The 11,806-nt window shown below is 49.8% G+C and carries 14 protein-coding genes; all 14 read left to right on the top strand.

Annotated features, from left to right (window positions below):
- Positions 1–2 precede the first annotated feature (2 nt).
- Positions 3–308, top strand: coding sequence for a hypothetical protein (locus EZJ49_RS00160; RefSeq protein WP_262553360.1), 306 nt, complete (start codon positions 3–5; stop codon positions 306–308).
- Between the two features lie 47 nt (positions 309–355).
- Positions 356–2,440, top strand: coding sequence for an AgmX/PglI C-terminal domain-containing protein (locus EZJ49_RS00155; protein WP_262553359.1), 2,085 nt, complete (start codon positions 356–358; stop codon positions 2,438–2,440).
- 60 nt (positions 2,441–2,500) lie between these two features.
- On the top strand, positions 2,501–3,139 hold the full coding sequence (locus EZJ49_RS00150; protein WP_262553358.1) for a MotA/TolQ/ExbB proton channel family protein: 639 nt from the start codon (positions 2,501–2,503) through the stop codon (positions 3,137–3,139).
- Positions 3,140–3,151: 12 nt separating this feature from the next.
- Positions 3,152–3,628, top strand: a complete 477-nt coding sequence (locus EZJ49_RS00145) for an ExbD/TolR family protein (protein WP_262553357.1) — start codon at positions 3,152–3,154, stop codon at positions 3,626–3,628.
- A complete protein-coding gene (locus EZJ49_RS00140) occupies positions 3,628–4,218 on the top strand; it encodes an ExbD/TolR family protein (protein ID WP_262553356.1) in 591 nt (196 codons plus the stop codon). The genes EZJ49_RS00145 and EZJ49_RS00140 overlap by 1 nt, the downstream gene beginning before the upstream one ends.
- A 115-nt stretch (positions 4,219–4,333) precedes the next feature.
- Complete coding sequence (lptC, locus tag EZJ49_RS00135) at positions 4,334–5,335, top strand: LPS export ABC transporter periplasmic protein LptC (RefSeq protein WP_262553355.1); 1,002 nt, start codon at positions 4,334–4,336, stop codon at positions 5,333–5,335.
- Entirely contained in the window at positions 5,332–6,054 is a 723-nt protein-coding gene (gene lptB, locus EZJ49_RS00130) for an LPS export ABC transporter ATP-binding protein (RefSeq protein WP_262553354.1), read from the top strand. Before lptC ends, lptB begins: the two co-directional genes overlap by 4 nt.
- Positions 6,055–6,111: 57 nt before the next feature.
- Positions 6,112–7,548 (top strand): RNA polymerase factor sigma-54, encoded by a 1,437-nt coding sequence (gene rpoN / locus EZJ49_RS00125; protein WP_262553353.1) that lies wholly within the window; start codon positions 6,112–6,114, stop codon positions 7,546–7,548.
- Positions 7,549–7,721: 173 nt separating this feature from the next.
- Entirely contained in the window at positions 7,722–8,219 is a 498-nt protein-coding gene (locus EZJ49_RS00120; RefSeq protein ID WP_262553352.1) for an adenine phosphoribosyltransferase, read from the top strand.
- A 16-nt stretch (positions 8,220–8,235) separates the two neighbouring features.
- Complete coding sequence (locus EZJ49_RS00115; protein WP_410468771.1) at positions 8,236–8,781, top strand: 5'-nucleosidase; 546 nt, start codon at positions 8,236–8,238, stop codon at positions 8,779–8,781.
- A 96-nt stretch (positions 8,782–8,877) separates the two neighbouring features.
- Positions 8,878–9,357: a hypothetical protein gene (locus EZJ49_RS00110; protein ID WP_262553350.1), complete on the top strand. Its 480-nt coding sequence runs from the start codon at positions 8,878–8,880 to the stop codon at positions 9,355–9,357.
- A gap of 94 nt (positions 9,358–9,451) precedes the next feature.
- Entirely contained in the window at positions 9,452–9,802 is a 351-nt protein-coding gene (hpf, locus tag EZJ49_RS00105; protein ID WP_262553349.1) for a ribosome hibernation-promoting factor, HPF/YfiA family, read from the top strand.
- Between the two features lie 78 nt (positions 9,803–9,880).
- Positions 9,881–10,486 carry a hypothetical protein gene (locus EZJ49_RS00100; RefSeq protein WP_262553348.1) on the top strand — a complete coding sequence of 202 codons (606 nt, stop codon included), beginning with the start codon at positions 9,881–9,883 and terminating at the stop codon, positions 10,484–10,486.
- Positions 10,487–10,613: 127 nt separating this feature from the next.
- Positions 10,614–11,777, top strand: a complete 1,164-nt coding sequence (gene metK / locus EZJ49_RS00095; protein ID WP_262553347.1) for a methionine adenosyltransferase — start codon at positions 10,614–10,616, stop codon at positions 11,775–11,777.
- Positions 11,778–11,806: the final 29 nt, after the last annotated feature.

The following is an 11,806-nucleotide window of genomic DNA, read 5'->3' as shown; positions in this document are numbered from 1 at the left end:
CTATGATGCGATACCTAAAACACATGACAATTTTGCTAGCGGCTCTTCTGGTCTATGAAGTCAGCTTTGCCCAGTCCACTTCCCGCAGCACGACAACCACAACCACGACGACAACGACCGCCAAGAAAAAAGCGACGTTGAGTTTCGAAGACGAATTGGTTGAGGGTTCGACTCAAAAGCCGGAGCTTTTTTATCTCTTCCAGAAGAAAAACTTCAACTACAAGAGATTGATCAAGTTAAGAGAAAATTTTTTACCCGAGATGAGAAGAACAACAGAGGATATACAGCGGGTTCGGGGTGCTAATTGAGATCGCCGTTAATTTTTAGGATTTTCAAAAACAATCAGCTGGTGGGCGTGAAACAGTTTGACCAGGATCAAATCGTGGTCGGACACAACGCCGAGGTGCATCTGGATTTGGACGCTGATGGCGTTTCTCCGATTCACTGTCTGATCGAGCTTCGCGACAGCGGATGGTATGTCTGTGATCTGGGGTCCTCTCAAGGGACTTTTAAAAACGGACAGGCTGTGCTGGATGAATCCATCTCCTCCGGGGATGAAATTGAAGTTGGACCTTTCCGTATTGCCTTCTTCGTCGGCGTGCCAAAACCAAAAGTGATTCCGGGCGCGGCTCCGGTCGTGGCAGATGATGCGCCGGCTCCGGTTGTCGAGGCCAAGCTTCCTCCGGCAAAACCTGAACCATCCATGCCTCCGGCAGCGGTGGTTAAGACCGAGGAAATCAAGGTCACTCCGGTTATCCCGGTGGCGACACCCGTGATTCCGGTGGAAACACCAAAGGCCGAGGAAAAGCCGGTTTTGACATCGGTTCCGGTAAAGCCCGAGATTCGCAAAGAGCGTAATTCCTATAAAAAAGCCAAAAAGAGCAAAACATTTGCTCCGCCAAGTGAGATCAGAAATCTGAAAACTCACCTGAAGCCGGGCAAGGGTTCCACAGTTGAAGTCCTGGTGGCGTGGAAAGAGCGTGTTTTGACGACTTACCACTTTAAGGGCAATAAAACCATTCGTGTGAACACGGGTGGCGATCAACAGGTGGCGTTGCCTGAAGGACTGGTTCCGCGCGGTTATGCCCTGCTGGATATGTCTGCGGGTCTGCGTGTGAACACCACCAATGAAATGGAATCTGAACTGGTGACCTCTGCGGGCACTCAGTATGCAGAGGATTTGATTAAGGTTGGAAAAGCACAAAAAGGCGCAGGTGGTTACAGCGTTCGTGTGGATCAAAACGAAATGCTATGTATCACATTGCCGGGCGGGAACATCTGCCTGTACATCCGTTTCGTGCCGCAGGCACCGACGGTGCCGATGTTGCCTCCATTGATGTTGTCAGGTTCCGAAACGATGGGCGTCTTGATGTCGCTTATTATGGTCGGTCTGTTGGCATTGTATATTTCCGCAACGACTCCAAAAGACTGGGAGGAAAACAAGCAGGAGGAAGTGCAGCGTATTGCGCAGGTGGTTTTCAATAATCCGCCTCCGGCACCAACGCCGTCACCGACTCCGCCGCCTCCACAGCCGCCAACGCCGCCACCACAACCGGTGGCAACACCGACTCCTCCTCCGCCACCTAAGAAAGTGGTTGTTGCGGATCAGAATCGTGATGCGCAGAAGAAAGGTGCCAAGGCTCAGAACGCTGCTGCTAAAAATGAAGTTGCAGCGCGTGCCAGTGAAGTGGCTCCGAAGCCTAATGCGAAAGACCGCACGAAGAAATTCACCTCCACTCGTCAGGGTGGTGCGGTGAAGACTGGCAAAACAGCGGGTGCGAATGCACAATCGGCAAGCAAGGATTTGTCCAAGGTGGGTCTGTTCAGTGCCTTTGGCGGCGGCGGAAGCCGTGCCAATATCGACAAGGCTTATTCCGGTGCGGGTGAAGTTCTGGGGATGGCGGATAAAGCCACGGGAACTTCCGGCTTTAACGAAGACCGCGCGGGTGATGATCTGGGTTCCAGATTCAAAGACGCCGGAGCTGGTGGTAAAGGCACAGCGACTCAAGGTATTGCAGGTATCGGAACAAAAGGTCGTGGGTCAGGTCAGGCAGCGTATGGCGCGGCTGAAGGCTTTGGCTCTAAAACAACCGTGGCTATTGAAGGCGGCGGTAACGAAGAATCCTTCGATCCGACCATTGACAAGGAAGCCATCCGTCGTGTGATCCGTTCCAAGTTGAATGAAGTGAAGAGCTGCTATGAGCGTGCTCTGAACACCTTGGAGAAGGGTCGTAAGATGGAAGGTAAAGTGATTCTGGGATGGGAAATCATCGAACGTGGTCAGGCGCGCAATGTGAAAGTGGTCAGTTCCACTTTGGGCAATGCCGAGGTGGAGGAATGTATCCGCCGCCGTCTGGCCAGCTGGGTGTTCCCGGAACCGCCAACGGGCATGACTGCAGAAGTGCAGGCGTATCCGTTTGTATTGAATCAGGCTAATTAAAGTTTTTAATAAGTTTTTTAAGGAGGAGTTCTCGTGAACCCAACAGTTACAGTAGACAACATGAATTTCATCCAGCGTGCTTTCGCTGAGGGTGGTTTCGTCATGTACGTGATCGCAGTTATCGCCATTCTGGCGCTTTTTGTGATCATTGAAAGAATGATGAAGCTGAAAAATCTTTCCGTGGACAAAAAGGAGTTCACTGACCAGATCTTCCGTATGGTTGTTGCAGGTGACCTTCGCCAGGCGATCAGCTATTGCGACGCCCGTCCGGCTCCTCTGACAAACACAGTGAAAGCTGGTTTGGTTCAGGCGATGAATAAACGCCCGGACGAAGAAGTGCAAGTGGCAATGGACGCGGCGGTTATGCGTGAAATGCCCAAAGTTGAAGGCTGGACTTCCTTCCTTGCTGTGTTTGGTAACGTCGCGGTTCTGGCGGGTCTTTTGGGTACGATCATCGGTATGATCGGTTCCTTCCGTGCGGTGGCGGCTGCCGATCCGGCGACCAAAGCTTTGGAACTTTCCAAAGGTATTTCCCACGCCCTGAACTGTACGGCGTTCGGTCTTTTGGTGGCAATTGTTTCCATCGTTGCTTACGGTTTGTTCCAGCATCGCATTCAGAAAACTGAAAACGAAGTTGTTGAAACAAGCATGAGTCTTTTGAATCTGGTTGTTGCTAATAGAGAAAAAATCAAAGACTAGTAGAGGTTTTCAATGGCTCACATAGATAGCGGCGATTCCAGCGGCAGAAAGAAGAATATCGAGCTGAACCTCGTGCCTTTCATCGACTTGATGAGCGTTCTTATCACGTTCCTGCTTATCACGGCCGTATGGACTCAAGTGTCTATGATTCAAATTGGTAGTTCCCTGTATGGGAAGAAATCGGACACGCAGCCGAGCCCGACGCCTCCGCCTAACGCCGATGTGGTGTTGAAAGTGGATGTGAAGGAAGTCGGCTATGTTTTAACTGTTGGGAAACAAGTGATCAGTCTTCCCATGGTGAACGAACAATTTGATGAAGCAGGTCTTGTGGCACAACTGCAGCGCGTGAAACAGCTGTATCCTGAAAAAGTGGATGCGATTGTGACTGTTGCGGATATTATTCCTTACGAACAACTGATTAAAGCAATGGATAACTGTCTGGCCGCAGGCTTTTCAGCGATCTCTGTTGCGACGGGAGGGCCACAGTAATGGCCATCTTCAGACCGGGTGAGCGTCATCGCTACCACAATATTTTAAGCAAAAGAAAAGGGAAGCGTGACGTGACGGCGTTGCTGTCTTTGACAGCGATGGTGGATATGTTCACGGTTCTGGTTATCTTCCTTTTGCAGAATTACAATGCCACGGGTGAAATTCTTTATATCCCGAAGGAAGTGGTTCTGCCAAAAGCGGCTTCTGTCAGAGAATTGAAACCATCCCACGTCGTGACGATTTCCAACAAGGAAATTTTGTTGGACAAAGAGGTGGTGGCGACCTTTGATGAAGTCAAAGGCCAGGAAGACTGGATGATCGCAAGATTGAAAGACCAGTTGGTGGATGCTTTGCAAAAATCCAAGGCGGAACAGGACAGCAAGCTTCAGAACAAGATTCGTGATGTGGTGGAAACCGCGCGCGGAGAAGCTGAAGAAGATCCGAATGCCTGGAGCAAAGTGACCGTGCAGGCCGATAAGGGTGTGGACTTCGGCACAGTGAAAAAGGTGATGTACACGGTCACTGAAGCTGGTGCCAGCGAAATTAATTTCGCGGTTATGAAACTTCCACAAGAGCCCACTTCAAATTAAATACGAAACACAAAAGGCCCGGGATTCCCGGGCCTTTTTCTTTTCGCTCTGTGCAGCCCGGCTAGGCGATCCTTTTTGACCGATCCTGCGGGATGGTTTAAGCTTTCTTTCATCTATGGGTAAATATAAGAATATTATTTTTCTGGTTCTGCTTCTCGCATTGTTTGTCGAGATTCTTATCATTTTCCCGGCTCGTCTGGAGCATGAGGACGAAGCGGAAGTCCGCGCACGCGTGGAGCGCCAAAAGGCGGAAGCCAAAAAGAACAAAGATGCCCCGGCCCCTTCCAGTCTGGCAGAGCAGCGCATGGGCGGCGTGCATTTGGTGGAAAGCCAGTCCGGCAATCGTGACTGGGAATTGTTTGCAGTTTCCGCCGAAGGCAATCAGGGCGAAGGCACCTGGAAGCTGAAGCAAGTGCGTGTACTTTTCTATAACAAGGAAAAAGTGGAATTCACCGTGACCGGTGACGAGGGGTCGATTGATTCCAAATCGAAGGACCTCAGTGTCATCGGCAACGTGGTTACGAAGTCCGAGAACGGCTATATTTTCAAAACTCCGGCTATTTTCTATTCCTCGAAAACCCGTCGTATCGAAAGTCCTGAACAGGTGGTGATGGAAGGTCCCCGTGATGCTTCCGGGGCCGCTTTGTTCCTGAAGGGGGCCAGCATGAAAGTGCTGGTGGATCAGTCCAAGATGCTGATCGAAAAACGCGTGACCGCACAAAAGCCAATGAAGGATGGAAAAGCCTTCGATATCGTGGCTGACGGGGCAGAGTTCAGCGGTAAAAATCGTGAGGCCCGTTTTCTGGGGGCCGTGCGCATGAGCTACGATAATATGAAACTTGAGGGGCCCGAGGCCTCGTTCTTGTACGGCAAGGGAGCTGATATTTTAAGCTCTGTGGCCATCAAAGGCGGGGTTCGCGTCAGTGATGTGGATAAGTTTGCGACCGCAGAAAATGTGGATCTGGACCTGCTGACCAATAAATACACCTTCAAGGGCCGTCCTAAAGTGATTCAAAATAATGATGAACTGACGGGTGAGGAAATCATCTTTCTCGATGGCGGAAAAAAGGTTAAGGTAGAAAGAGTACGGGCCAAGGTGGAGAATAAAGACCAATGAGCATGCTCACCATCAAAGACATTTCCAAATCCTTCAAAAAGCGCAAAGTCGTTGATGGCGCGTCTTTCTCTGTGGAATCCGGCCAGGTGGTCGGTCTGCTGGGGCCCAATGGGGCAGGGAAAACCACGTCCTTTTACATGGTGGTGGGGCTGGTCCAGCCGGACGCGGGTTCAATCAATCTGGATGAAGTGAACATCACGCAAGAACCCATGTATAAAAGGGCTCGCGTGGGCTTGAGTTATCTGGCGCAGGAACCCAGCATTTTCCGTAAACTAACAGTGGCGGAAAATATCACTGTGGCTTTGGAAGCCCATGGTTATTCGGGCGCTCAGCGTTCGGAACGATTGGAGCAGCTTATCGGGGACTTCCACGTTGGCCATATCCGCGACAGTTACGGTTATGCCCTGTCCGGGGGGGAGCGCCGTCGTGTGGAGATTGCCCGGGCTTTGGCGGGATCACCGAAGTTCATTCTTCTGGATGAACCGTTTGCGGGGATTGACCCCATCGCGGTCGCCGATATTCAGAATATCATCCGCGAACTTAAGGCCAAAGGTATAGGAGTTCTTATTACCGATCACAACGTGCGTGAGACTTTGGGCATTTGTGATTATGCTTATATACTGAAGGACGGGAAGATCCAGGTCAGCGGAAGTTCAGATGAAATTGCAAATTCCGAATTGGCACGTAAGTTCTATCTCGGCGAAAACTTTAAGCTGTAAAGCTGACAGAGACAGCCTGTCTCCAGCTCAGCAGTTTCATGGGAAAGGGAAATTTTAATGGCTCTTCGACAGACGATGAACCTGAGCCAGTCTCTGGTAATCACTCCGCAGCTGCAACAGGCCATCAAGCTTTTGCAGATGTCGCGTATGGAGTTGGAATCGGCTGTTCGCTCGGAGCTGGAAGAAAACCCAATTCTGGAAGAGGCGGAATCCGCCCTGAAGGATGAAGACCTTCAGCGCACCAAGGAAGCTGCCAACGAAGTTGAACACTCCGAAGCCCCGGACCAGCAGAATATTCAGGATCCGCAAAAACAGGACGAATTCGAGTGGGAATCCTACATCGAAGCCAATCAAAAACCGCCTCAATCCGGTATGGCAGGTTCTGAAGAAATCATGAACTATGAGAACGTCATCACAGCGTCTCAAACCCTGCATGATCACCTTTACTGGCAAGTGAAAATGAACGGCTTTTCTGAAGAAGAGGAAAGAGCCGCAGACGCCCTGATCGGTGCTATCGACGATGACGGTTATATCAAAGTTCCTCTGGAGCAAATCGCGGAAGAGGAAAAAGTGGATCTGTCCCTGCTGGAGGATACCCTGACTTTGATTCACGAATTTGATCCCCCAGGTGTGGGTGCCAGGGATCTGCAGGAGTGTCTTCTGATTCAGGCCAAACACATGGAAGAAGACACCCATGATCTGGTGACGCTGATTAAAAATCACGTCAAGGATCTGGAAAAGAAAAACTACGAGGCGATTGCCAAAGCCCTGAACCGTGACGTGGAAGACATCGTTGAGATCTGCAAGATCATCTATGCGATGGACCCCAAGCCGGGCCGTGCGTTTGTCAGCAGTGACACGCACTATGTGACTCCGGACGTTTACGTTTACAAAGTGGGGGACGACTACGTTGTTTCCCTGAACGAGGATGGATTGCCTCGTCTGAAGATTTCCAACTTCTATAAAAACATGCTTAAAGGTGGTAAAACCACCGGTGATAAAACCCAGGATTATATTCAGGAAAAGCTGCGCTCGGCAGTTTGGCTGATCAAGTCCATCCATCAAAGACAGCGCACGATCTACAAAGTGACTGAGTCTATCGTGAAGCATCAGCGCGAGTTCTTTGAAAAGGGTTCTGAGCACTTAAAACCGATGGTTCTGCGTGATATCGCCAATGACATCGGTATGCACGAATCCACGGTCAGCCGTGTGACGACGGCGAAATATGTGCACACGCCGCAGGGTATTTACGAGCTTAAATACTTCTTTAATTCCGGTATCAGCTCTTCTGATGGAGATTCATTGGCTTCCGAGTCAGTGAAAATCAAAATCAAGGATCTGGTGGCCAAGGAAGATCCGAAGAATCCTTTGTCTGATCAGAAGATCGTGGATCTTTTGAAGGTCGAAGGCATTCAGATCGCACGTCGAACGGTGGCCAAATACCGTGATATGCTGAAGATCCTACCATCATCACAACGCAAAAAATACTTCTAGGGCGCGGTTGGTGAAAACGGCTCATCTGATACGTGCTTGGAGCACGCCTGCGCTGCGGGAGGTCCCTCCGCCTTGCAGCTGAACCGTTTTGACCAACCTTTAGGTTGATCTTATTGATAACCTTAAAGGTGGGCTTTGGATGACCTTGATAAGGGTTTGATCGGGGAGTTTTTATGGATATTAAAAGTCTTATTCGGGATGTGCCGGATTTTCCTAAGCCGGGGATTCTTTTTCGGGACATGTCGCCGTTGCTGCAAAATGCTGAGGCTATGAATTTTGTTTCCCGTCATCTGGTGCAGCGGATTGATCTGGCAAAAGTGGATTATTTTGCGGGAATTGAATCTCGTGGATTTATTTTGGCGGCTCATTTGGCAGCGACACATGGCAAAGGGTTTCTGCCGATTCGCAAGGCGGGGAAGTTGCCGCCACCAACCAAAAGAGTCTCTTATGCTTTGGAATATGGTTCTGCGGAAATTGAGCTTCCGCTGGGGCAGGGCAACATCATGATCGTCGATGATGTTCTGGCCACTGGTGGCACGTTGCAGGCGGCGATTGATTTAAGTCAGGCTGCGGGGTATTCGGTGGAAGGGGTGGCGGTTCTGGTGAACCTGACATTCCTGAATCAGATGAAGTTTAAAAACGAAGAGGTCTTTTCCCTTGTTCAATATTAATGACGTGGCTCTGATCATGGCTCTTCCCGGAGAGTCACAGGGGCTTTTTGAAAAAGAAAATATTCCTGTTATTTATTCCGGTATCGGTAAAGTGAATGCCACTTATGCGGCTTTGGAAGCGATTCACAAGACGAAATGCAAAGTGATGATCAATCTGGGGACGGCGGGCAGTTCGCGTTTTCAGACGCATGATCTGGTGGAGGTTTCCAGTTTCGTGCAAAGAGACATGGACATTTCCCCGTTGGGTTTCAAGGTTGGAGAAACTCCTTTTGATCCTTTGCCGGGGGCCATTGATTTGATTCCCTATTTCCCGGAATTAAGTTCTGGCATTTGTGGAACCGGTGATGCGTTTGAAACAGGAACTCCGAAAGTGGCCTGCGATCTGGTGGATATGGAAGGTTATGCGCTGGCGAAAGTCTGCCGCAAAATGAACGTGCAGTTGATTTCTTTAAAATATATCACCGACGGTGCAGATCATAATGCGCACAATGATTGGGAAGCCAACTTGCTTCACGGGGCCAAAAAGCTGCTGGAGTATTATAAAAAAATGGTGAACCTGTAAGCACTCCGGGCGAAGTGAGCTTTTTTCTTCGCCCGATTCTCGAATTGGAACATGGAATATCCTCATCTTTAGTCGGGGATTTCCGATAAGTTTCCTATGATCAAGCCAGCGCAATTCGCCATTTATGCTGTAGCCCTTGCCGGGCTGTCCTTGGGAATTCTTGCCAACCCATTTGGCTCTTCAAATAAAAAAATAGATCCGGCGGATATCGCCACCCGCATGGAGCGGGCGGAAAGCTATTTCCTGGCCGGGAACTATGAAGGGGCACTGGAAGCGTCCAAAAAGATCCCTCCGCATGTTCCCCGTTATTCTGATATCCGTGAGCTGCGTCGCAAGTCTGAAGAGGCTTTGCGCGAATACAAACGCAAAATCGAAACCGGGGAGGCTGAGCCCCGCACGGTGGACCGTTTGCCCGCAGCTTTGAGGGATTCTTACTTTGACGCCAAATTGGAATTCAGTCGAGGTCAGTGTCAGGAGGCCTATGCTTCTATGACCCCGGTGGCAAAATATCTTAAAAATCAGCAGGATGTTGAAATTTTTAAGGCCTGTCTATTAACCCAAAGAAAATCCAAATGAGTCTCAAAATAGGGCTCATCTTTAGTCCGGCTGGACCGATAAGAAGTCCAGGTACGAAAACCAAGGCCTTGAAAGGGGCCAAGAAGGAGAAAACATGAAACTCAACTATACCTTTAAGCATCTCGATCACTCCGATTCCCTGGTAAACTACACAGAAGAAAAAATGTCAGAGGTCGGGCGCTTCCTGCTTAAAGAAGGTTACGGCAGCGTGTATTTCAGTAAGCAGAAGAATGAATTCTGCGTTGAGATTTCCGTAAATACCCGTGAGAAGTATTTTAAGGCAACGGCTTACGGCCCGGATGTGTACAGTGTTGTGGATTCCGTGGCGGAAAAACTGGAAAAACAATTCCTGAAAGTGAACAAACAATTCAAAGATCATAAAAAACCGGAAAGCACAAAAGAGACTCGTCACGAGACATTTGCGCGCTGGAAAAAGGCGGCCTGATTTTCGTGCAATTTTTGTAGCGGCGAACTATAATAGAGAGGTGGGCTTATCCACCTCTTTTTTTGTCTGGAACGTTGCTTGGAACAGGAAAATCGACTGCATTGGGGCGCCAGTTTGTTCTCTTTGGATGTCAAAGAGGACGGTTTGGTTCGTCATTATAAGGGCCGCCTGCTGGTTCTTATCACGGTTCTTACGGGTCTGTTGATGTGGACCTATAGTTTGATTTCCTTATTTTTTGTGGAACAGCCTGTGTTGGCCCGGATCGGCTTCACCTGTTCGATCATTCATGCCCTGTCGCCGGTGGTTTACCGGGTGACCGGTTCCATGGCGGCTGCGGCCTACAACATGGTTCTGGCCGGGATGGTGTTTCAGTTTTCCTTTTCTTTCTTTACTGGCGGCTTTTTCTCTCCGACGCTGCTGTGGTTTGCGGTGCTGCCTTTGATTGTGGGGCTGCTGACCAACCGAACCCATGCGATTGCATGGACGTTCATTTGCGTCGCGGCCTATATCATCATGTTCTTTCTGCAAAATGGCGGTTGGGTGCCCGAACCGGCTATCAGCTCTTTGGGTAAAACACTTGCCCAGTTCATGATTGGAATGGGCCTGATTGGCCTGGTTGGAGGCTTTACAGTCTTTTTCCTTGAACTGGCGTATTTTTACCACCACAAACCCAAGGACCCTTGACCCCCGGAACCCCTTTTGTTAGGTTGGCCGCTCGCTAAAAGAGGTCTGCACTGCCGACTGAATTAGGATGGCCTATTTGAAGGGCCGAGCTCATTAACCACCTTCCCCTAATGAGGAAACGAAAGCTGTGAAAAACTATTTGTTTACGAGTGAATCTGTATCTGAAGGCCATCCGGATAAAATGGCGGATCAAATTTCTGACGGTATCCTGGATGCTATTCTGGCTCAGGACCCTAAGGGGCGCGTGGCATGTGAAACCATGCTGACAACGGGTTTGGTTGTTGTTGCTGGTGAAATCACGACTTCTGCGAAAGTAAACTTCTCTGAGGTGGCTCGTGATGTTGTAAAGCGCATTGGCTACGATCACTCTGACAAAGGTTTCGACTACAAAACTTGCGGCGTGATGATCGCGGTTGGTCAGCAGTCCCCGGATATCGCTGTCGGTGTAAAAGAAACTCTTTCTGATGATCAAGGCGCGGGCGACCAGGGTTTGATGTTCGGTTATGCTGTGAATGAAACTCCGGAATTGATGCCTTTAAGCATCGCCATGTCTCATCAGTTGGTGAAAGATCTTGCAGTTCTTCGCAAGGCCAACAAGGTGGATTGGTTGCGTCCGGATGCCAAATCTCAAGTGACTGTTCAGTACGAAAATGGAATTGCAAAACGCATTGATGCGGTGGTGATCTCCACTCAGCATGCGGACAGTGTTTCCAATGCGACGATCAAAGAATTCATCACTGAAGAGCTGATCAAAAAATCCATCCCTTCTCAGTGGATTGATGCCAAAACCAAATTCTTCATCAACCCAACAGGCCGTTTCGTAACAGGTGGCCCTATGGGGGATGCGGGTCTGACGGGTCGTAAGATCATCGTGGACACTTACGGTGGTCACGGGGCTCACGGCGGTGGTGCATTCTCTGGTAAAGACCCGTCCAAAGTGGATCGCTCTGCCGCTTACGCATCACGTCATATTGCGAAGAATATCGTGGGTGCAGGTTTGGCTGAGCGTTGCCTGGTTCAAGTTGCTTACGCGATTGGTGTGGCGGAGCCGGTGAGCATCACTGTGAACGATTACGGAACCAGCAAAGTAGGTCCGGAAGTTCTGGAAAAAGCGGTTCGCCAGGTCTTCGATTTGCGCCCAGCTCGCATTACGAAGGATCTGGACCTGCTAAGACCGATTTACAGCCCCACAGCGGCTTACGGTCACTTCGGTCGTAACGAAGAGTCTTTCACTTGGGAACGCCTGAATAAGGTGGAACAACTGAAAGACGCCGTTAAAACGCTGGCTTAAAAATCTTTAAAACCTTAATCATTGCGCCG

Origin of the sequence: Bdellovibrio bacteriovorus, from assembly GCF_025558485.1 — a bacterium.
GTDB lineage: Bacteria > Bdellovibrionota > Bdellovibrionia > Bdellovibrionales > Bdellovibrionaceae > Bdellovibrio > Bdellovibrio bacteriovorus_G.
Note: the sequence above shows the minus strand (reverse complement) of the source record. Positions and strands in the feature narration are given on the sequence as shown.